This window comes from Caballeronia sp. LZ003 (genome assembly GCF_031451465.1).
Classification (GTDB): domain Bacteria; phylum Pseudomonadota; class Gammaproteobacteria; order Burkholderiales; family Burkholderiaceae; genus Caballeronia.
Window position 1 is genome coordinate 1 of sequence record NZ_JARUXJ010000243.1, and the last position, 21152, is coordinate 21152.

Genomic DNA, 21152 nt, shown 5'->3' on the forward strand with positions numbered 1-21152 from the left:
CATTGCCGCTGCGCAAAAAGTCGAACACTACGAAATTGCGACCTACGGAACGCTTGCCGCGCTCGCCAAGAAGCTTGGCTACAACGATGGCATGAAGCTTCTTCTTGAAACGTTGGAAGAAGAAAAGGCGACGGACCAGAAGTTAACGCTGCTTGCAGAGCAAGAGCTTTCCGAAGAAGAAGTCGGCAAGTGAATCGTTGAGGCTAGTGGTCCTTGCAGGGCAGCTGCCGCGATGGGCAGCCAACGATGTCCAAGTACAGAGGGTGCTGGTTGACTCTGTTAAACAAACTAACCGTCGCCACCCCCAGCCAAAGACGAGACCATGCGCGTCATTGGCTTCATATCCGTGAAAGTTTGAGGAGCAAATTATGCCAACAGTGACATCGAACGGAACGGTAGTCGTCCGTCGCAACCCGGTTGATTGGATTACCGGAGCTCTGGCGGTCATTGGAGCGATAAATTGGGGATTAGTTGGGCTAGCGCACTTCGATCTGGTCGCCGCTATTTTTGGTGCCGGGTCTGCCGGCGCACGGATCGTTTATATCTTGGTGAGTCTGGCCGGGGTGTACTTACTCATTCGAGCATTTGTCCCGAACCGTAGCCATGCTCTCGCTAATCACTGAGCGAGCTTCAGTGCGCGCCCCAGCTGCCACTCTCTACGTATCTGTCAGCGCATCCCGTCTTGAGTGTCGGGGTGCATGATGCGAAGGTTTCGCCATCGTAATGGCGGGAGTGATGCGATGGACTACGACGTGATGGGGCGAGCTGTCATGCGAACGGGGGCTCGGCGCCCTCGCCAAGGCGAAGCATTCTGGCGAGATGGTCGCCGCATGGAAGATGAGCGGCGTTGGCACTCGGCGCTTCTGTCGCGAACAAGGTCTTGCCGTCAGCACTTTTGGATTGTGGCGCAAGAAGCTTACGGGCCAGACGTCTGCAACGAGTCCGCTGGCCGTGACGGCCGACGCCGCGTTCGTCATGGCTCGCCTCGAAGGTGAGCCTGCGGCGACACCATCATCTGCTTCCGCCGATACGCCATCGTTATCGACGCGTGTTCGCGTGACGTTATCGCGCACGCTGATGGCCGCGGTAAGGCCATGTAGCCTGCCGTTCAATGTTTCCAGTTCGTGATTCACGTTGTCCGCGCGTTCGAACAAACGCTGAAGATTCGGATGCGAGCCGGTGAAAGTGCCAAGCAGTTCTTCGCGGCTGCTCTTGGCGTTCCATCGACCCAGTTTTCCGTCTCCGCTACGGCGACGAGGTTCACCGCCTGTCCGCATCGCACGTAATAGGGTAGCTGGGCGACCATTGCAGCGCCTGTGCCGCAAGTCCCGGCCTGCTTTGGGTCTTGGCGATTTCAAAGAACCGACGGCGGCAATGCGCCCAACAACCGACCGCGATGATGTCGCCGGTCTCATAAAGGGCCTCGTGCCCGCTGTATGCGTCGGCCTACAAGTAGCCCTAGTAAGTTTTCAGGTAACCCTGGGGATGCGAGCCCGCGCGATTCAGCGAACTCGAACACGACCGCCGGAGGGTGATCTCCCCAGACGCCATTCTCCTCGCGTCGGCCCGCACCCAGATAGCCCCATAATCGAGCGGTGCGGGTGGTCTTGCGGCCCTTCTCAAGTAAAGGCAGCGTCGTGTCGTCGACGTGCATGCGCGGCGCTTGGTGACCACGTGAGCATGCGGTCCCAACCAGAACGACGAATCCGGGCTGACGATGTGTTTTCCGCGCTACGTCTCGTGACTAGATTTCAACGCGGCCACCGCGGGCCTGCGCGTCAACCGATACCAAGGCTCTCTCATCGTCCGACATGTTTGCTTCTTTGGTTGGCATCGTAAAAGTTCCTTCATGGCGAGCGCAAGGCCTATCGCTTCGTTCTGTTCCGGCGTCAAGTTTCGAGCTCCGACGTGCTCTCGACGATAAAAAATCATTGTTGCGTAGACGTCTGCAACAGCCTTTCTTTTGGGCCGACAGCGAAGTCATCCGTCGCCCTCTGCCGTTCAATCTGCAGGTCCTTGCAGGGTCATCGCTCATCAGCGGGTATCAAAGAGACCGCGGTAGCAGACGAGGCGCATCGATTGCGGTATTGCGAGTTTGCCAGACGGAGAGTGCGCCATGCGTGTCCATCACCTCAATTGCGTGTCGAGCTGTCCGCTTGGCGGCAAGCTATTCGACGGCCAGACGCCGGGCCTGCTTCGGCGCGGCGAGCTGACGTGTCATTGTCTGCTGGTTGAATCGGATCATGGACTCGTCCTGATCGACACGGGCTTCGGCCTCCGCGACGTTGCGAATCCGCAAAGCCGTCTGAGCACCTTTTTCCTGGCAATGCTCAAGCCCGACTTTCGGGTTGAAATGACGGCGGTACGGCAAATTGAAAACTTGGGCTTCGGTGCATCCGACGTGCGTCACATCCTTCTTAGCCACCTTGATTTCGACCATGCCGGCGGACTCGACGATTTCCCGAATGCAGCGGTGCATATGTTGCAAACCGAACGCGATTACGCAGCCCGTCAGAAAACCTGGCTAGACCGTCAGCGCTTTCGTCCACAGCAATGGTCCACGCAACATAACTGGACGGTTCACGGGCAAAATGGTGGCGATGCATGGTACGGCTTCGAACGCGTGTTGCCGCTGGCAGATTTCGGCGACGACATTGCATTCATCCCGCTGCGCGGGCATACCTTTGGGCATGCGGGGATTGCGGTGCGAACGGACAACCGCTGGCTGTTGCTTGCGGCGGACGCCTACTTTTACAACACAGAAATGAATGCTCAACGGCCTCATTGCACACCGGGACTTGCGTTCTATCAATGGCTCATGGACAAGGATGGCGTTGCAAGGAGACGCAATCAGGCGCGCTTGCGTGCACTTTGCAACGATCCGTCCGCCAGCGACATTGAAGTGTTTTGCAGTCACGATCCAATCGAATTCGAACGATTGTCGGGCCGTTCACCGGGCGTGCCCGCCGAAGCGTGGATCGGACGATGAGTGCGCCAGCCGCGTCGACATCGATCGAAGACTCGATGCGTTACACCGTTTTTCGGCCGACGCGCACCTGATGCACGCGGGGTAACTAATGACCGGCGTCGGAGCCACGCGTGCAATGGCCATCGAGCTTTCTCCGGTGATGAAAACTCGCTACGAGAAAACCAGTTCTATTCTTCCTGGCCAACTGCCTCGGACACTTCCGCCGGCATTTCGAACTCCTGCTCGGTCAAATTGTCCAGCTTGCCTAGCACTTCGTCGCTTGCTTCATTGCCACGGGCGGTCTTTTTTTTCGCGGAGAACGCCCGCTCGTCCGTAGATGCAAGGATGATCAAGCATCCGGTTCAACCCTGTAACGGCGCATGTTAGGACGGAGACGGCGAGCAAGCGCGAAGACGCCCAGCGCGGCGATCGCTGCGGACGCAAACGGAAACGTTGCCGCCGTATTCACGGCGATTGCGGCTGGCTGGCTCCGAGCGACAAGCTGCATTCTGCGGGTCGTCATGCGTTGACCGAGTTGCGAGAGTTTCGGTCCGAGCGCGCGTTCAGCAGTCGGCAGCAGTACGGTTTCCTCGTCCGCCACATGGTGCATCACCTCGCGCATGAGTTTCATGAAGCCGGCATCGTAGGCAGCGTCGCCAGGATCCGTCGACCGCAGTCTCGCGATGTCCGCGCGCATCTCGTCATGCTCGGGCTTGCTCTTCGCGAGAACATCGTCGCCGGCGATCGCCGCGGCAAGCGCCGGATAGAAAATCTCTTCCTCGAGTTGCGCATGAATTCCAAGCGCGGTGCAGGCGAGTTCGACGATGGCCTGCTTGCGCCACGCGGGCGTATCGACGTGATAGCGATGAAATGCCGCCATCACGTGCGTGTGGTCCATGCGAATCATGGTCGTGATGGAAGGAGAAAAAGACGTGATCATTCTGGACTCCGTCGGGCGCGATGCGCCGCTGTTGTGGAAGAAATTGCACCTGTCAGTGCTTGTCCGGTAGCGCGTAGGCAATGACATAATCGCCAAGTTTGGTCAGGAAGGAACCGTGACCGCCCGCCGCGATGACGACATACTGCCTGCCGTTCGCTTCGTAAGTCATCGGCGTCGCCTGACCTCCCGCCGGCAGTCGCGCTTGCCAGAGCTGCTCTCCGGTGTCGGTGCTGAACGCGCGTAGATAGTCGTCTGCCGTTGCGCCGATGAAGAACACGTGGCCGGCGGTCGTCACCGGTCCGCCAAGCATCGGCATTCCCATCCTGAACGGGACCGGAATAGGCGATGCATCGCGCGTGGTGCCTATACGCTTTTTCCAGATGACCTTGTTGGTGTTGAGATCTAGAGCGGCCACATAGCCCCACGCAGGCTGCTTGCAAGGCAGATTGATCGGTGAGAGGAACGGGTTGAGTTCCACGCCAAACGGCACGCCATATTGCGGCTGAATCCCGACCTCAGTACCGGTTCCAGCCTGCCCGGCCTGCGGAGGCGATACCGGGTTATGCGGGCCGCGCGGCACGAGTTTGGACACGAAGGGTAGTGCGATAGGATTGGCGATGACCAGTTTGCGGTCCGGGTCAACCGCGAGCCCACCCCATTCGAACATGCCGAGATTGCCAGGAAACACAAGCGTGCCCTGCTCGGAGGGGGGCGTAAAAATACCTTCGTAGCGCAGCCGATGAAACATCACCCGGCAAACGAGCTGATCGAACATCGTTGCGCCCCACATGTCCGCACCGGTCAGATTTTGCTTGGGCCGGAACGTCAGATCGGAGAACGGCTGCGTGGGCGAGACGTGGTCGCCCTTCGCGGCGCCCTGCGGCACGGGACGTTCAGGCGCGGGCACGATGGGTCTTCCGGTACGGCGATCGAGCACAAAGATATTGCCGGTCTTGGCGGGGGCATAGATCACAGGCAAAACTTGTCCGTTGGCATCGCGAATGTCCGCGATCGTTGGTTGAGCAGGCAGGTCCATGTCCCACAGATCATGATGGACTGTCTGATAGAACCAGGCGAGCTTTCCCGTTGTCGCATTGAGTGCGAGCAGGCCGCTTGCAAACTTCTCTTGCTCGCGAGTACGATTGCCGCCCCAGATGTCAGGCGTTGTCACGCCCATTGGCAGGTAGACGAGATCGAGTTGTGGATCATAAGCGGCCGGCGCCCAGGAGTTCGGAGAATTCGATGTATAGCTGGCCTGGTCACTTGGAATTGCGTTCGGCTCTTGCGCGCCCGGATCGAATGCCCACAGCAGTCTGCCTGACTCGACGTCGAAGCCCCGAATGACACCCGACGGCTCGCGATTGCTGTAGTTGTCCGTGACCGCGCCGGCGACGACGATCACTTTGGATGTGACGATGGGCGGCGAGGTCGGCTCGTACTGTCCGGGCGTCTTCACCGGCTGCAAATGCTGCAGATCGAGCATGCCGTCGCTGGCGAAGGCGTGGCAGCGCTTGCCCGTGTCCGCGTCGAGTTCGAACAGACGCCCGTCGTTGACTGGCAGGACGATGCGCCGAGCACAGATCGCGAGCCCCTTCGTGTTGCCTTGCCGCCGTCCCGATGTGCCAGCCGGCGTCTCATAGTAGGACACGCCGCGGCAGGTGACATGCTGGAAGCTGGGGTCAGGTTTGAGCTTCGGATCGAAGCGCCACAGCTCCTTCCCGGTTGCACCGTCGAGCGCGATGGCGTTTTGATGCGGCGTACAAAGATAAAGCGCGCCATCAACGGCGATGGGCGTCACCTCGTCGGTGATTTCGAGGGGATCGTCGAGGCCTTTTCTGTCTCCAGTGCGAAAACTCCATGCTTGCTGCAAGTTCTGCGCGTTGTGCTGATCGATTTGCGTCAACGGCGAATAGCGCGTTCCGCCTTGAGTATTGCCATAAGCGAGCCAGTCGCCGGGACGATGCACCCGCGACGCATTCACTGCGTCCACTCGCACGGGCACGGCGGCCGATGCCTTTACGGTACCGTCGATCTGTTGCGGGTCGTTGAAGGCAGCCCACACCAGCGCAACGCCCGCCAATACGATGGAGCCGCCGAGCGCGAATCCGGCCTGCCGCGCCGGTGACCGGAAGCGACGAAATACGAAGGGCAACAGCAGCCATATGCCGACTAGCACCAGCACATCAAGACGCGGCGCGAGCGCCCAGAAGTCGAAGCCCGCTTCGACGACGGCCCAGATCAACGTGGCAATCAGCGTCAGCGCATAGAGCCACAATGCAAGCGCGCTTCTGCGCCTGATGAGCCAAGCGACGACTAGCATTACCACGCCGGCAACGACGTAATACGGCGTGCCGCCGACGACGACGAGCCAAGCGCCGCCGATGCCGAGATAAAGCCCTGCGAGCACGAAGAATGCCCATGTCAAATGGACAGACCATGACGGATGCATTGTTCCCGCCTGCCGGAGCGCAGCGCTTTCTTGATCGGTGCTCATGGATAGACTCTCGGAAATGACTCTGGCCAGCGAAGGTTATGTCCCGCGCAGATGAGAAGAGCAGTCGCTGTGCCGTCAGCGGCGCGTGCAGCACGGAATGCTCTGTCTGTGGCCAAGCCATCGCCACGACATGACGCTCAGTGCTTGCCCGCTCCCTGTTCGTCTCGCCGTCGACGTTGCTCGCTCCGGCGCGCTCGGACACCTCGCAACCGGCTTACCGACCACCGAAATTGTTGTGGGATGCTGGGGAGGTCGCTTACATCATTGATCCAGGTACAACTCGCGGGTATTCGCCGCGTGACATGAAAGCGATCCGCTTCGATCCACGTTGGCCGGTGCAACAGCCGTCGAATCGCGCGTGCATTTCGCTTCGCAATTCATCGAGGTGTTATGCCGACTCTGCTCTTTTTTATCCTGTTCCGCTCCTATCCCTACAACTGGAGAAGCATGGACGCTTCTTGCAACGTGCGAGCTTGTTTTGAGCTTTTTGCCGGTTCGTCGGACGGATGTTTCCTCGTTGCCATTCGGGCATCGTTGACCCGATCACGAGCCGCCGATCCCGATATGCATTCGACGTTTCCGGCTTTGAACGTCATCTGACAATGTATGGCGTCAAATGGTCCCGCAGCCGCACGTTGCTGCTCCGGCTGACGGACATACTCGCCGCGCGAGGGCGTTGCGATCTCTCGTGCGGGTTGACCGGCGGCGTTCTAAACCACTCAGGTTTGACAATCGGACTTGCGCTGACGACGTCGGCTGTCGCGTCCGGATCGTGCGCGCCTGCTAGCTCGTACGGAAGCTCACTGCTCGGTGCCCGAGTTCATAATTCGATGGCGGCTCTGTTCGATTCCATCATTCTGGACGGCCTGTCTGTCTCGCTCCTGCGCAAACCAGCGGCATTTGGTTTGTCATTTGAACTAGTCGTCGACAGCTGAAGGATCGATACAGGCGAGGGCATGAACGCATACCGTTGTACGCTGCGGCGTTTCAAGGTCGCGTGCGGATGCCGTTCGAATTCACCGTGTCGTCTACGGCGTGGACGCAGGGAGTGCTAGATCTCGGCGAAGAGGTTCGGAAGCATGCAAGCGCGAGCAGGGCAAACCGACGATCTCTGTTGGTCAAGCGGCGACATCGCGTGCGCCTTTCGTCCTTATGGGATGCAATACGTACAATTCGTATGGGGTACGAAAGAACGGAGGCCCGCCTGACAGGCGAAAGGGCTGCGCAAGGCACGCGCGTCGCGTCGTTCCTCTCGATGCACATTCCGTCGGGCTTACCCAATGCGGCAAAGTTATAACCCCACCCAGACGAGCGATAGCAATGGCAACCACAACAGGTAAGCGACCCAAGCTGATCCTGTTTCCGACCATGCCAAAACTGTCAATCCGCAGGCGCCCGAAACGATGATTTCGTCGTTTATACGTCGGACAGGGGCACACAGGCGAGCGGATTTTACTGGCACGTTGAAAGTGATTCGTGCTACGGATGATGCCGAGAGGCTGGGGCCGCGATCGTCGCCGCTCTTCTCGCGTATCCGGAGCTGTGGCAGTGAACGAATAGAAAGCCGGGCGGGGCATTAAAGCGTCCGCATCCTTGCCGGATGCGAACAAAGCCACCAGTGCGACTGTATCGGGCTGCCCTAAAAATGGTCGTCCAGGCCGACGCAGGTCCCCTGGATCTGCAGGGAACCTCACATCGAAACGATTTAAGGAAGGCACCGCGCCGATTTAGCATATCGTCCCGCAAAGCGAGTCTGTCCCAAACTCGCCGGCGCCGATGCAGGCGCTTTATCCAAGATAATAAGCGCGGCCCTTGAAATCAGAGCAGGCATCGTGCGTCTGTCAAGAGTCTGCAATCCCGGCTGGGTTGCAGGTCAAAAAACATGACCGTTCAAAATATCGAAGCCAAAGGTCAAAAAGCACGCGTTACGTACGCGAACGTTTTGTCCAACTGTTCGATAATATGGTTCGTTGCATAGATTCGTTCGAGCCTAGTCAATTTTAGAGGGTTAGTAATGGCCTCGATTGTGTATTGTCTTCAACGCAACGAAAGCGGTTTAGAGTTCGAGCGCGACTTGATCGATATTGATACGGCGGGATACCTCGTTGATATGAGTCTCGTATTCGGGGAACGGTGTTCCGTGAGCGTCGCTGCTGCCTCCCGACCAGTCTTCCAACGCGCTATGCGGCGAATGATGCTTGGCGACTGTTTGATTACAGCGAAACTGTGGAGCTTCGGCAATAGCATTTCCGCGTCATCAGTACCTTCGAGTTACTTTTGAATCGCGACATCCAAGTCATATGTCTTGCATACGGAAAACAGGATTTGTGTGCAACACAAAATTATGGTTTCCTTCACGCGCTGCGACTTGCGAACGATTTGGAACATAAGGCTCGTCTGGACCGCGGCCGAGAAACAAGTCAAGGCAAAAAAGACGATGGCATCGTTCAAGGGCGTCCTCTCTCTCTTTCGCATGATCAAAGGCAACGCGCACTCGAGAGCCTTGCAATGGGCTCAACCGTTGCGGATGTAGCGCGCACATTCGAAACGTCGCGCCAGACCATCATGCGCCTGCGCGATGCGCTAAGAGACGCTGATTACTGCCTTGGATTCGCTCCGGCAGATTGGCGCAACCAGTTAGTTACGGAACGCTTGGCTCGGTGCGAATTGAGAACAAAACCGGTCGGCCCCAAGCATGGAGTTTGTGAAATCGGTGCTTAAGGTGAGTAAGCTTTATCTCGTTCTTTGTCTGATTATCGAGGAGCTTCAATGGTTATCTTTCATCGTGATTTTGTGTTTGAACCTGTCGTTACCCGTCGAGGAACGACTTTCATCGCTGCGGCGTCAATTTTTGAAGAAGATGGTCACCGGACGTCATTAAAAGATCTAGGTGTTTTCGCGAGTGAGAGTGGTGCCTATGAATTTTCAGTTTGCTGTGCGATGGCCTTTCTCGACGGCGAAAAAATGCCGCTTCCACCTATAGGACCAACGTGATTCGAACTTTTTGGGCATTTTGGTTCCCGTACGTACTGCTCAATTGCTGCCCGAAGTCGCATTCTCCAGGCACTGGTAAAAGTGGTACGTGCGCGCGCAATCGCGTGATTTTCGGCGATTTTTATGCCAAAAATGGGGATGCGAGGCGCGCGACTTCGTCAATTCATCGTCTCAATCGATACTGAGCCATGGAAAGTGCCTGCAGCGGTGAGACTCTGATCTCCGCAGATGCTAGACTTAAGTCGTTGACCGATTCCTTAAATTGCGAGATCGGCGTTTGAGGCGAATTGCTCCCGGGTCGGCAGCCTGCCGACTCGAGCGCTCAAATTCACGGCACGTCGCTACTGACCGAAGCGGGCCGGTATGAATCGTTTCCTTCAATATCTGCAATCAGGGAATGCAAGGTGTTCTGGAATCGATCATGGTAGTTGCGACTATCGCTAAATTTATCGCATGAATGTGCTTCTCAAGCTGGCCGTCGCGCCAGTAATGCCAGCTAAATGCGCATGCTTTTAACACGGGCCGGGAAAACCCCGATCCCGATGTAAGGATGCCGCCGTCGCTTTCCTGACTCTAACGCCGTACCCGATTCTGCGAAGTGGGCGGCGGTGCATCAAACACGAAACCAAGAACAGCGAGCAGCTATTGGCAAATATCCACGCGTGGGCGACAGCGCTCCGGGCAACGTACTGAACATCCTTAAACCGTGCCTTCGCCGTTAGCATTTTGCCGATGGTCAGATAGAGGCGATATAACTCAGCGGCCTGAGTCGGCAAACCGATGACGTTGCGTTCCAACCATTGCCGGAAGTGCGCTAATACCGGCAAGGTCTCCGCTTGCCGCGCCGCATATTTGCGGTCAGGGGTCTGGTGGTTGATTCGCGACTCAATGGCGTATAGCTGGGCGATCCATTGCAGCGCCTGTGCCGCGAGTCCCGGCTTGCTTTGGGTCTTGGCGATTTCAAAGAACCGACGGCGGCAATGCGCCCAACAACCGACCGTGATGATGTCGCCGGTCTCATAAAGGGCCTCGTGCCCGCTGTATGTGTCGGCCTGCAAGTAGCCCTAGTAAGTTTTTAGGTAGCCCTGCGGATGCGAGCCCGCGCGCGATTCAGCGAACTCGAACACGACCGCCGGAGGGTGATCTACCCAGACGCCATTCTCCTCGCGTTGGCCCGCACTCAGATAGCCCCATAATCGAGCAGTGCGGGTGGTCTTGCGGCCCTTCTCAAGTAAAGGCAGCGTCGTGTCGTCGACGTGCATGCGCGGCACCTGCGACTGGTGCGCACGCAGCGGTGGCAGAAGCGCAGCGAGCAATTCTGCTGCGGCCAGCTTCCATTCGCACAGCGTGGCCCGCAGCAGGTGAGTACCACGGCGCGCATAGCGCGTCTCTTGCCGATTCAACGGCAGATGATCGACGTAGGTGCTCACCAGGATGTTTGCGAGCCGACTCGCGCTCGCGTTACTCTTGGGCAGCGGCGAGGGCTGAGCGCTCGCCGTCACGATGGTCGACTCGCCATCCTTCTTCGCTGCATACTTGAAGCGGATATGTTCGATGACCGTGAGCCTTGACGGCTCGTAATGCAGCGTCTCACTACGCTCTTCGCCGATGCGCTCAAGCGCGTCGAATGCGGCCTTCTGTTCGTCGCTCAGATCATATTCGATGCGCGTGCGTGGCAAGTCCTTTGGCAGCGCGGGGCGTCCCTCGCGGCTGTGCCCTGTGACTTGAACCTTCGCCGGCTCGGGAGGAACGGGAATATCTATGGCGGCGTCAAACAGCTCGGCCTGACCCGCCAGGCGCTCAGAGCTCGCGCCGAAGCGTGCGCGATTGAGTTGTGCAATCTGATGTAAAGCAAAGAACGTTAAGCGGTTCGTCTGCCGTTTTGCATCGGCCTGATCGGGCGTGAATGGCTGTTGGACGCGTTTAAATCCCGGTTTCAATGCAGCGGCGAAGCGCATCGTCAAGTGTCGGCAGGACGGCCGCCCTCCGACTGGTAAGCGCGCGATAGAGAGGCTGCGGCGCGGCGGGATTCATCGCCTCGATGGTGCGCGCTTGTACGAGTCTCGGATCCCGACCCGCGATGTGTGCAGCTTGCACCGCAAATTCGAAGCAGGTGAGCGCGCCGCGGTTGGTCAGGTGCACGACACCAGATTCGCGATCGATCAGCAGATCGAGGCATGCGTGCGCGAGGTCCGGCGCATACGTCGGCGAGACGGTCACATCCTTTGCGGCCACATAGGCGCAGTCGTCGACGAGTGCGCGCAAGGCGCGGTCCAAAAAGCTCGGGCGCGTACACAGCCCGAAGACAGGACCGGTTCGAACAACGAGCGCCTCCGGAAAGCACCGCAGCACTTCGCGCTCGGTTTGCGTCATGCAACGGCCCAGGCGATTGACTGGACTCACGTCGTCGGTCTCGACGTAGGGGTGCGTTGCGCGTCCGTCGAAGACGAGGTCACACGAAAACCCGAGATATTCGATGCCGTCTGCGGCGCACGCCTTGGCAAGCGCGGCTGCCGATTTCTTGATCGTTCCAAGATGATCAGCTGTACCGCGCTCGGCTTCTTCGACATCGACCGGATCCATGGCGTTAATGACCGCCCAGGGTTTGAACTTGCCGATGGCATCGCTATCCAGCAAGTCGTCCGCTGACACGGTGGCGTATCGCAAGTCGCGCTCGGCGCAGAGGGTGGCGAAGAGTTGCGCCAGCGCGCCGTCGCCGACGACGAGTATCGGTGCGGCCGCGTTCGTCTCGTCGCGCGAGCGCGCAGGTGCTGCATACTCTTCGAGGGCGCCGAATCCGTCGAACACGACTGGCTCGCAGAGAAAGCGCCCCGGCCGACGCCACCATCCCGTACCGTGCAGGACGGGATGTTCGTGCGGACGACCAGCGGCAAGGTCGCGCATGAGCGCGGCGACGGCCGTTTCGCGCGGCGCGTGCGCGCGCACGTCGAATGCGCCGGATTCGTAATAGCCGCGCTCTTCGGTGACGAGGCAGTTCCAATCGTACGAACCGAGAAGTGCCCAGACCGTCACCGCGCGCACGTCGGCGCCTTGCGCGCGTGCCTCGCTAGCGGCAGTCCATATCTCGTACAGCCAGCGTAACTGGTCCTGACGCGTCGAGTCGATATGCGCTTCCGTGACTGCGAGCGGCAAGCGATACCGCTGCCACGCTTCGTCGATCACGGTCCGTATGCCCTGCGGGGGATGCGCGAGCGCGCGCGCCGCTTCGATGTCCGCGAAACGCTGGCCGTACCATTCGCACCGGTACGCCTGCGGATACTGATGCGTCCGGTGATCAAGCCAGCGCTCGCTCGTTATGTAGTAGTTGATGCCGACGATATCCGGCGGGCACGGATTGTCGACGAACCACAGCACGTCTTCTTCTTCGACGCCCGCATCCATGATGTATCGCCACAGCGCATGTTCGCGCGTCACCTTGCCGCAAAGCAGGTCCCACGAAAGCCAGCGGCGTTCGTTGTAAAAGTTGACGAGCTCGGTCATGGCCGGCGTGCCTTGCGTCTTGCCAAGATCGTCGGTCTGAACGAGCAACGCGCGCGGGTTGACCTTCCGCACTTCTCGCATCGCATGCACCGTCGCCTTGCACTGATTGATAAGCGCTTCGAGATATGTCCGGTCATTCGTGCCGTGCGGATGCCACACGCCGTACAGCCCGCTGAATCGCGCGGTGGTGTTCGGCTCGTTGACCGGCGTGTAGTACGAAAGCCACGGATAGCGCTCAGCGACCGCTCGTGCGAATTCCGCGAGCCTGCTGGCGAAGTGCGGGTCGAGCAGTCCGCCGGGCAGCGGCCCGCTTCCATGATGCAGGAGGCCCGCTATCGGCTCCACGCCCAATGCACGAAGCGTCGGCAAGCGCGCATCAAGCCATGACCAGTCGGCTTCGTCGATACTCGACGGCGCCGTTCTTTCCCACAGCACCGGATAGCGCAGCGCCCGTATGCCCAGCGACGCGAAGCGCTGCAGATCGTCCTCCCGCGTCGCATGTCCGTTACGGTCCAACTGGCTGAAGAAGGTATCCCGCACCCGGTTGACCGTGCATTCCAGTCCTCCCCACAGCACCAGCCGATCATCCATGTCCGGCATCCTGAAAATTAGTACGAGGTGAGAGCATTCCCCGACGTATTCAAGCACTCGGTATGCCGTCGCCCTGCGCGATCAGTGTTTGCCCCGCGCACGCTCGCGCTGGAACAACGATTGCCGCTCATCTCGCAGATTTGTCAGCAAGCGCGACGACACGCGCATGAGTGCCTTGCCGGACTCTGCGTGCGAGCCGCCGCGTGCGATGCGTAGCGTCACCGGGCTTCAACGCGAGGCGAAAGCAGCCGAGCTTCGGATCTCACCGACGCAATGGGTGAATGTCCGGGCGGATTTCCGTCCGGCAGTGACTTCCGGAGGCACCCCCTTGCGTGAGACTCAAGCCCGATCAGAACCCGCAGCCGCCAGCGCGGCCGGGTCCGCAGACAGTCCGTCGACGCACGCTCGCCCGCGCATGTCCATCGCGCGATCGGGCCTGCCGCGGACGTTCCTATGCCTCTCGCACCTGCGCTGGAACTTCGTGTATCAGCGACCGCAGCACTTGCTGTCGCGCATCGCGAAGCAGGCGGAAGTGCTCTTCTTCGAAGAGCCTCGACGAACAGATACCGCCGCGCCGTCCCTCGACGTTCGGACCGCTGACGAAGGCATTCGCGTGCTGACGCCATGCCTTCCGTCCGGATTCACGCAGGAAGAGAACGAGCGCGCGCAACGCGCGCTGCTCGACGCGTATCTGGCGGACACGGGCACATGGGAACTCGGTCTCTGGTATTACTCGCCGATGACGCTCGCTTTTACCGATCATCTCGACGCGAGGCTTATCGTGTATGACTGCATGGACGAGCTCTCGGCGTTCAAGAACGCGCCGCCGCAACTCACGGAGCGCGAAACGCGGCTCATGCGCAAGGCGGATGTCGTCTTCACGGGCGGCCAGAGTCTCTATGAGTCGAAGCGGCGGTTTCACCATAACGTGCATGCGTTTCCGAGCAGTGTCGATGTCGCGCACTTCGAGAAGGCGCGCGCGCCGCTGACCGAGCCTGCGGACCAAACATCGATACCTCGCCCGCGACTCGGCTTTTACGGCGTGCTCGACGAGCGCTTCGACGCCGCGCTGATCGGCGCGCTCGCCGCCGCGAGGCCGGACTGGCAGTTCGTCATGCTCGGTCCCGTGGCGAAGATTCGGCCCGCTGATCTGCCGCAAGCTCCGAACATCCACTATCTCGGCCAGAAGTCCTACGACGATCTGCCGCGCTATCTCGCCGGCTGGGACGTCGCGCTGATGCCTTTTGCGATCAACGAGGCCACGCGCTATATCAGCCCGACGAAGACGCCGGAATATCTCGCGGCCGGCCGCCCCGTGGTATCGACGCCCATTGTCGATGTGGTGTCGCGCTATGGCGAGAGCGGCGTGGTCCGCATCGCCGACGATGCAAGCGGCTTCGAGCGAGCCATCAAAAAGGCGCTGGAGGCAGCACAGGACCGCGCCGCATTCATCGGCCGCGTCGAAGCGGTGCTGGCCGGAACTTCGTGGGACAACACGTGCGCCGCAATGCTTGCCGAGGTGAAGAAATGCGCATCATAGAAACGACAGCAAATGGATCTTCCAGTTCCGGCTCGAGCGGTCATCCGTCGCAGCCCGATGCGCGCCCACAGCATCGCAAAGGCTTCGATTATCTGATCGTCGGCGCGGGCTTCGCGGGCAGCGTGATGGCCGAGAGACTCGCGAGCGAGTACGGCCAGCGAGTTCTTCTCATCGACCGGCGCCCGCATATTGCAGGCAATGCCTACGACGAGTACAACGCGGACGGCATTCTGATTCATCGTTACGGGCCGCATATCTTTCACACGAACGCGCGGCGCGTACTGGATTATCTATCGAAATTCACGGCATGGCGACCGTACCGGCATCGCGTGCTCGCGTCCGTGGACGGCATGCTGGTGCCCGTGCCAATCAATCTGACCACGCTTAATCGCCTCTATTCAATCGACCTTTCGCCGCAGCATGCGGAGGCGTTTCTCGCGGCGCGCGCCGAGCCGCTCGAAGAAATCAGGACATCTGAAGATGTGGTGGTGAGCAAGATCGGCCGCGAACTGTACGAGAAGTTCTTCCGTGGATACACCCGCAAGCAGTGGGGCATGGACCCGTCGGAACTGGACCGGTCGGTGACTTCGCGCGTGCCGGTGCGCACGACGGCCGATGACGGCTACTTCAACGACGAGTATCAGTGCATGCCGCTTGAAGGATATACACGCATGTTCCAGAAGATGCTGGCGCATCCGAATATCAAGGTCATGCTCAATACAGACTATCGGGAGGTCCGCGAAGAGGTGACGTATCGCAGGCTCGTCTATACGGGACCCATCGACGAGTACTTCGATCACTGTCTCGGGAAACTGCCTTATCGATCGCTCGCGTTCCGGCACAAAACCGTCGACCAGGAGCACTTTCAGTCGCTTGCCGTGGTGAATTATCCGGCCGAGAACGTGCCCTTCACGCGCATCACCGAGTACAAGTATCTGACGGGCCAGCAACACGCGAAAACGAGCATAACGTACGAGTATCCGAGCGCGGAAGGCGACCCTTATTATCCGATTCCGCAGCCAGCGAACGCTGAGTTGTTCAAACGCTATGAGGCGCTGGCGGAGGCGCATCCGGAGGTCATCTTCGCGGGCCGGCTCGGAAGCTACCGCTACTACAACATGGATCAGGTGGTGGCTCAGGCGTTGAGCCTCGTCGAGCGCATCGCCACGGCGGAAGGATTCCGGACTCGCGCCGAGATCGCTGCCGTCTGATTCTTTCACGCATTAGAAAGGTATGTTTTACCGTGGTTTTTAGGGTGGTTTTGTCTTGCAGGTAAGCGCCGAATAACACTACACTTTCGCCGCGATGGAATTTCCGGGTATGGCCATCGCGATGGAAGTGAAATCGGCATTCCTTACCGAGGACGATCGAATCGTCGCCTCGAACAGCGACGATGCACCGAGCATCACTGTCTGGCCCGGTGCCAGTCCGACACTGCAATGCGCGGTGCCGGACATCGATCATTCAACGCAAGACCATGTCGAAGCACGAGCAGGAAATGCTCCTCTTTGTTTCCCTGCAGGGAGCAATCGGGACGCTGGCCGGTTTTATCGGCTATTTCGTCGTCGGTGTCGATGAGACTGACGCCATGTTTCGCTTTACCGCCTACATGCTGTGCGACGCGAGCGGCGCAGCACTCTTCGTCTATTTGCTCGGCCCGCGCCTCGGACTCACCGGGCGGCGGCTGATGCGCCTCAGCTTTCTCGTGCCCGGCGCGCTGCTTCTCTGCGGCGGCGACTCCGTTCCGGTGATGGCGGCCGTCTACGGCTTCTTCCTCGGACTGACGTGGAGCGCCCGCTACTGGCTCGAAATGAGCGTGCTGACCGACTCCGAACGCGATAGCTATGCCTCGCGCTCCGGCGCGCTCGCCGTTGCGGGCGGCATCATCGCGACGCTCGTCGCCACGCTCTGCCTCACGAAGACGGACAACAGCAGTCACGTGCTGTACGCGGGGTATGGCGTCGTGTGCGTGGTCGCGGGCCTTGCGCTCGGGCGCCATGTCTCCGAAGCGCCGATGGTCCCCGCGACGAATCCGCTCGGCGTAATCGCGCAACCGGAATTCCGTGCGTGTTTGCCGCTCTTTTTCGTCGAGTCGGGACTGCTCGGCGTCGGCGGCGCGGTCGGGTCGGTTGGCGCGGCAATGTCGCTCGGTTCGGCGAGCGACCTCGGCTGGGTGTCCACCGTCGCGGGACTCGCGGGCGCAGTCGCGCTCTACATGACGCGCAAGAGCCGCGGCGTGCATAACCGCGCGGGCTGGCTCGGGTGGTCGTGCCTCGCCGTCGCCATTTCGTTCGTCCTGCTCGGCTTCAGCGCGTTGCTTCCGGCCTTGTTCGTCGCGCATTCGATCCTTCGCGCGGCTGCGGGTCCGTTCCTCAACGCGAGCGAGCATGTGCTCAATCAGCGCGCGCTGGACATACGCGGCCAGCTCGTGGACCGCATCGTCGCGCGAGATCTCGTGATGCTCGTCATGCGCATGGGCTCGCTGCTCGCGTTCTGGTGGCTGTCGAACGCGATGTCTCCGGCGCATCTGCTCGAACTCGGCTCAACCGTGCTCGCGCTCGGCGCCATCGCCGAACATCGCGTCGGGCAGAGTTGGTTCGGCGCCGCCACGCGCGGCCGGACCGCCGGGGCGGATAATCAACTGGGTGGCGCAGGTGGATGACGCCGGCGTGCGTTAGGAGGGGTTGACCACGGCTGAGCGCCAGCAAATCACCCGTTTGCGGCACGTGCGTCGCCGCAGGAGATGTTTGCAGGGACGGAGCGCCGGCGGCACCGCTACATGTGTGCTGCGGTAGAGTCGCACGACTAGGGTGCTCGGGTGAGTCGTGCGGTCACTATCCTTGACGATGCGAGCGGAGCCGTCGCAGCGGCGACCGGTGTAAGCCCAGGGTCTGTGACGTGCAGTACGCTGGGCCCATTCGGTTTGCGTCTGCCGGGCACGCGCAATGCGCTTGCGCTTCGGTCATCTCAGGCTCAGGTGCATCCATGGCGTCCCGTCCGTTCAGTCTTACCGACTGGCATCGCTTTCTTTTCGGCAACGCCTCATGGAATTTCCTGCTCGAGGTGCTGCTGCGGACGGGCGTCACGTATGTGCTCCTCGTCATTGCCATGCGGCTGCTTGGTCGACGCGTCGCGGCCCAATACACCCTCTTTGAAATCTCCATAGTGGTGACCCTAGCGGCGGCGATCGGCGTGCCGCTGCAGGCGGCCAATCGGGGCATGTTGCCGCCGTTGGTGATTGCCTTAGTTGCAATTGGCCTGCAACGACTAATTGCGAAGGCAGGAATCAATTATCGGCAGGTCGAGACGATGGTGGCGACAGACGTCACACCGCTGGTCCGCGAAGGGCGATTGGAAGCCGCCGAACTTAAGCTGGCCGCAGTGCCGCGTGAAAAGATCTACGAGGTGATGCGCCTGGCGGGGTGGCAACACCTGGGCCAGGTCAGTCGGCTCTACATGGAGCCATCGGGATCGTTTTCTTTTATACCGGCACGCCCGGCCAAGCCCGGCTTATCTGTGCTGCCGGAAATAGACGAGGAGCTACGCAACGAAGCGCGCGTCGACGGCTACCGCGCTTGCCTGAATTGCGGCAACACGGTAAGGGAGACGCAAGCCGAAGAATTCAGCTGCAGCCATTGTGGCGCGCTCGCATGGACCTACGCGGTCACTGAGGTGGAGCGTCGATGAGATTTATAGAGCGGTTGTTGATCGGTGATGGCCCGTGGGCGTTCCTCGTGGAGATCATCCCGCGGGCCATAGTGATGTACTTGTTGCTATTGGTCGCGATGCGCATGATGGGCAAGCGTATGGCGGCACAGTTAAGCACGATCGAATTGGCCGTGATTCTGATGCTCGGCGCCGCAGTTGGTCTGCCGATCCAGGTGTCGTCGCAAGGCGTGCTCCCGGCTGCCATCGTGCTCCTGACAGTGGTCGCCCTTCAACGGCTCAGCGCGCAGGCCGGGTTGCGGTGGCGAAAGTTCGAAGTGTTGGAGCAGGGCGACGTTTCGATTGTCGTGAAGGACGGACGTATCTTGCTAAAAGAACTGGAGCGCGGACTGATTTCACGGGAAATGCTTCAATCTGAGCTCCGAGCCGCGAACGTCGCGCATCTCGGGCAACTGCGACGCGTCTATCTTGAGGCTTCCGGTTCGATGAGCATCGTCTGGAAGGCCGAGCAGTGTCCTGGGCTGGCGGTGCGGCCTGATATGGAAGAGTCGCTGCTCGGTGCTATCGGCGCTCGGGGCTACTTTTCGTGCTGGGGCTGCGCGTCCACGGTGCAGTCCGACGAGCGCCCGGCGACGGCCTGCCAGGCATGCGAGTTCAAGCGGTGGGAATCCTCTGTCAGGGTGCCGGTTGAGCGAACGACGGCTACAAACATTGAGACGTTCGGACGAGGCCAGGACGGTCTGTGACGCCTTATGGAATTTCCCTTGCAAGACCGTCGGCAATAATTTGTGATCGTGCGTACGGCGAAGCGGTGTTCGAGCCAACTGTCGGCCGCAGAAGGCGGCGCGGTAGGGCCGGCAGACCGCTTCAAGGGATCCGTCCACACAGTGGTGACGGGGAGCATATAGCGAATGAGTGACCTGATCGATAACCTCCTTGAATCGCGCGAGGTCGCCTCGGCGGCGGCCTTGTACTGTTGACAGAGAAACGATCTATCGAACCGGAACTTTTGCATGTGACCGCCGAAGTCCGTTTGGCATGGCCAGAGAGAACGATCGAAACGCAGCTGAACATTGAGCTCCCGTTCGAGGGCGATCACGCTCGCCTGAGTCAGCTGTTTTCGAATTTGCTGGGCAATGCAATTTCGCATCGCATGGAGCAAGCGATCAGCCCATCCGCGTTGTCGCGTCCAATGACTCAAAGGGCTTGCGACTGTCGGTGGCCGAGGCCGGGCCGACGATTACGCCCGCAGCGTTGGAAAAACTTTCAGCGGTTTCAACGCGATGCGAAACGGCCAGCGCAAGGAGGGTTGGGCCTCGGCCAATACATTTCATCGCAGATTGCATTGGCACACGGAGGATCGCTGAACGTGACGTCCAATCATTAGATACGGTGTTCACACTGGACATTCCCGCCTAGTATGCCAAAACGGGTCTCACGCGCCATCCGGTCTCGGCGTTGCGTTGCCTGTCAGCCTCGTCCTCGAAGTCTCGTCGCAGGATCGGCAGTCGCACACAGACATAGAAAGGCGACATCGAATTCGAGAAACGCCTGGCTGCGCCCTTGATGTAGCGGCGACGCCTCGATATTGGCTTGGCGGCTGCCTAAGCAGCGCGGAAGACAAGGACAAGCACGCCCAGCGCTATCATCAAGCGAGGAACAAATGCAACGACGAGATATTGTAGTAGTAGCAACATCCACCGGCGGCGCTGGAAGCGCTCAAGCAGTTGTTCAGTACGCTGCCAAGGGATCTGCCCGCCTCGGTGTTCGTGGTGATGCATATCGGTGCCTATCCGAGTGTTTTGCCAGCCATCTTACAAAGCGTGTGCGATTTGCCGTAAGACATGCCGCAGACAATGAGCCTTTTGTACCATCGACAATTTACATCGCGCCGTCCGACCGTCACTTGTTGCTCTTGGACGGCAGAACTTTGCTTTCGAATGGACCAAAAGAGAACTTCACCCGCCCAGCGGCGGATCCTTTGTTTCGCTCAGCGGCTGTCACGTACGGCCATCGAGTGATCGGGGTTGTTCTGACCGGTGATCTCGACGACGGGGCCGCAGGGATGCGGGCGGTGCGCGCCTGCGGCGGGTACACCATCGTCCAGGATCCATCTGATTGCCGCTCGCCTAGCATGCCCATCAATGCGCTGCGATCCGCTACCGCTGACGTCGTGGCTCCCATTGCGGAGCTAGGCGCGGCCATCCGTCAAGCACTGGAGGCAATCATGACTACTCCAAAGGCACACAATCAAGCGGACGCATTGGCGGCCAAGTCGGAAGACAGAATGATGCGGACCGGGAATATCGAACTGGCTGATCTCGATGCCATTGGCGTGCGCAGTTCGCTGACCTGCCCAGACTGCGGCGGCGTGGTATGGCGCATCGGTAGCGGGATGCCGCTGCGCTACCGCTGTCACACCGGTCACGCTTTTTCCGCAGTGGCGCTGGAAGATGAG

General features: G+C 59.9%; 20 protein-coding genes and 3 pseudogenes. 14 read left to right on the forward strand and 9 right to left on the reverse strand.

Annotated features, from left to right (window positions below):
* From QCE79_RS37230 to tnpA, 3 genes are all read left to right on the forward strand, one after another.
* Positions 1 to 193 (forward strand): DUF892 family protein (locus tag QCE79_RS37230; protein WP_309853568.1); only part of this gene is annotated, 193 nt, incomplete at its 5' end.
* A 175-nt stretch (positions 194 to 368) separates the two neighbouring features.
* On the forward strand, positions 369 to 623 hold the full coding sequence (locus QCE79_RS37235) for a DUF378 domain-containing protein (RefSeq protein WP_309853570.1): 255 nt from the start codon (positions 369 to 371) through the stop codon (positions 621 to 623).
* A gap of 214 nt (positions 624 to 837) precedes the next feature.
* Positions 838 to 1128, forward strand: coding sequence for an IS66 family insertion sequence element accessory protein TnpA (gene tnpA, locus QCE79_RS39655; RefSeq protein ID WP_404989504.1), 291 nt, complete (start codon positions 838 to 840; stop codon positions 1126 to 1128).
* A gap of 132 nt (positions 1129 to 1260) precedes the next feature.
* On the opposite strand, the pseudogene QCE79_RS39660 reads toward tnpA, so the two are convergent.
* The 3 genes and pseudogenes from QCE79_RS39660 to QCE79_RS37240 all read right to left on the reverse strand — a co-directional run.
* Positions 1261 to 1434 (reverse strand): annotated as a pseudogene (locus QCE79_RS39660) (transposase); the annotation flags it as partial.
* Positions 1412 to 1696 (reverse strand): transposase, encoded by a 285-nt coding sequence (locus QCE79_RS39665; RefSeq protein WP_404989505.1) that lies wholly within the window; start codon positions 1694 to 1696, stop codon positions 1412 to 1414. The gene QCE79_RS39665 and the pseudogene QCE79_RS39660, both read right to left, overlap by 23 nt.
* A gap of 35 nt (positions 1697 to 1731) precedes the next feature.
* A complete protein-coding gene (locus tag QCE79_RS37240; protein ID WP_309853573.1) occupies positions 1732 to 1932 on the reverse strand; it encodes a hypothetical protein in 201 nt (66 codons plus the stop codon).
* A 184-nt stretch (positions 1933 to 2116) separates the two neighbouring features.
* Here QCE79_RS37240 and QCE79_RS37245 point away from each other — a divergent pair, with 184 nt between their 5' ends.
* On the forward strand, positions 2117 to 2989 hold the full coding sequence (locus QCE79_RS37245) for an MBL fold metallo-hydrolase (protein ID WP_309853576.1): 873 nt from the start codon (positions 2117 to 2119) through the stop codon (positions 2987 to 2989).
* A gap of 167 nt (positions 2990 to 3156) precedes the next feature.
* Here the strand turns inward: QCE79_RS37245 and QCE79_RS37250 are convergent, their stop codons facing one another.
* The 3 genes from QCE79_RS37250 to QCE79_RS37260 are packed head-to-tail and all read right to left on the reverse strand — an operon-like array spanning position 3157 to position 6357.
* Positions 3157 to 3321, reverse strand: a complete 165-nt coding sequence (locus tag QCE79_RS37250; RefSeq protein ID WP_309853579.1) for a hypothetical protein — start codon at positions 3319 to 3321, stop codon at positions 3157 to 3159.
* Positions 3318 to 3908: a hemerythrin domain-containing protein gene (locus QCE79_RS37255; RefSeq protein WP_309853583.1), complete on the reverse strand. Its 591-nt coding sequence runs from the start codon at positions 3906 to 3908 to the stop codon at positions 3318 to 3320. The genes QCE79_RS37250 and QCE79_RS37255 overlap by 4 nt, the downstream gene beginning before the upstream one ends.
* 52 nt (positions 3909 to 3960) lie before the next feature.
* Positions 3961 to 6357 carry a glucose/quinate/shikimate family membrane-bound PQQ-dependent dehydrogenase gene (locus QCE79_RS37260; RefSeq protein WP_309853613.1) on the reverse strand — a complete coding sequence of 799 codons (2397 nt, stop codon included), beginning with the start codon at positions 6355 to 6357 and terminating at the stop codon, positions 3961 to 3963.
* Positions 6358 to 8679: 2322 nt separating this feature from the next.
* Between QCE79_RS37260 and QCE79_RS37265 the strand changes: the two genes are divergently transcribed.
* Both QCE79_RS37265 and QCE79_RS37270 read left to right on the forward strand, forming a co-directional pair.
* Entirely contained in the window at positions 8680 to 9123 is a 444-nt protein-coding gene (locus tag QCE79_RS37265; RefSeq protein ID WP_309853586.1) for a helix-turn-helix domain-containing protein, read from the forward strand.
* A gap of 48 nt (positions 9124 to 9171) precedes the next feature.
* Positions 9172 to 9396: a hypothetical protein gene (locus tag QCE79_RS37270; RefSeq protein WP_309853589.1), complete on the forward strand. Its 225-nt coding sequence runs from the start codon at positions 9172 to 9174 to the stop codon at positions 9394 to 9396.
* 512 nt (positions 9397 to 9908) lie between these two features.
* On the opposite strand, the pseudogene tnpC reads toward QCE79_RS37270, so the two are convergent.
* Together tnpC and QCE79_RS37280 are read right to left on the reverse strand one after the other, a co-directional pair.
* A pseudogene (gene tnpC, locus QCE79_RS37275) lies at positions 9909 to 11354 on the reverse strand (IS66 family transposase).
* The gene (locus QCE79_RS37280) at positions 11320 to 13488 is read right to left on the reverse strand and encodes a family 1 glycosylhydrolase (RefSeq protein ID WP_309853591.1); all 2169 of its coding nucleotides are present in this window, start codon (positions 13486 to 13488) and stop codon (positions 11320 to 11322) included. Before QCE79_RS37280 ends, tnpC begins: the two are co-directional and overlap by 35 nt.
* 415 nt (positions 13489 to 13903) lie before the next feature.
* On the opposite strand from QCE79_RS37280, the gene QCE79_RS37285 reads away from it, so the two are divergent.
* Both QCE79_RS37285 and glf read left to right on the forward strand, forming a co-directional pair.
* Positions 13904 to 15028 carry a glycosyltransferase family 1 protein gene (locus QCE79_RS37285; protein ID WP_309853594.1) on the forward strand — a complete coding sequence of 375 codons (1125 nt, stop codon included), beginning with the start codon at positions 13904 to 13906 and terminating at the stop codon, positions 15026 to 15028.
* Positions 15016 to 16239 carry a UDP-galactopyranose mutase gene (gene glf / locus QCE79_RS37290; protein WP_309853597.1) on the forward strand — a complete coding sequence of 408 codons (1224 nt, stop codon included), beginning with the start codon at positions 15016 to 15018 and terminating at the stop codon, positions 16237 to 16239. The genes QCE79_RS37285 and glf overlap by 13 nt, the downstream gene beginning before the upstream one ends.
* 78 nt (positions 16240 to 16317) lie before the next feature.
* Here glf and QCE79_RS37295 read toward each other — a convergent pair whose 3' ends face one another.
* Positions 16318 to 16485, reverse strand: coding sequence for a hypothetical protein (locus QCE79_RS37295; RefSeq protein WP_309853600.1), 168 nt, complete (start codon positions 16483 to 16485; stop codon positions 16318 to 16320).
* A gap of 20 nt (positions 16486 to 16505) precedes the next feature.
* Between QCE79_RS37295 and QCE79_RS37300 the strand changes: the two genes are divergently transcribed.
* From QCE79_RS37300 to QCE79_RS37315, 6 genes and pseudogenes are all read left to right on the forward strand, one after another.
* Positions 16506 to 17690 (forward strand): hypothetical protein, encoded by a 1185-nt coding sequence (locus QCE79_RS37300; protein WP_309853603.1) that lies wholly within the window; start codon positions 16506 to 16508, stop codon positions 17688 to 17690.
* A gap of 323 nt (positions 17691 to 18013) precedes the next feature.
* Positions 18014 to 18715: a YetF domain-containing protein gene (locus tag QCE79_RS37305; protein ID WP_309853606.1), complete on the forward strand. Its 702-nt coding sequence runs from the start codon at positions 18014 to 18016 to the stop codon at positions 18713 to 18715.
* Positions 18712 to 19440: a YetF domain-containing protein gene (locus QCE79_RS37310; RefSeq protein WP_309853610.1), complete on the forward strand. Its 729-nt coding sequence runs from the start codon at positions 18712 to 18714 to the stop codon at positions 19438 to 19440. Before QCE79_RS37305 ends, QCE79_RS37310 begins: the two co-directional genes overlap by 4 nt.
* A 269-nt stretch (positions 19441 to 19709) precedes the next feature.
* Entirely contained in the window at positions 19710 to 20081 is a 372-nt protein-coding gene (locus QCE79_RS39670; RefSeq protein ID WP_404989503.1) for an ATP-binding protein, read from the forward strand.
* A gap of 322 nt (positions 20082 to 20403) precedes the next feature.
* A complete protein-coding gene (locus QCE79_RS39675) occupies positions 20404 to 20535 on the forward strand; it encodes a chemotaxis protein CheB (RefSeq protein ID WP_404989506.1) in 132 nt (43 codons plus the stop codon).
* Positions 20536 to 20921: 386 nt separating this feature from the next.
* Positions 20922 to 21152, forward strand: a pseudogene (locus QCE79_RS37315) (chemotaxis protein CheB); the annotation flags it as partial.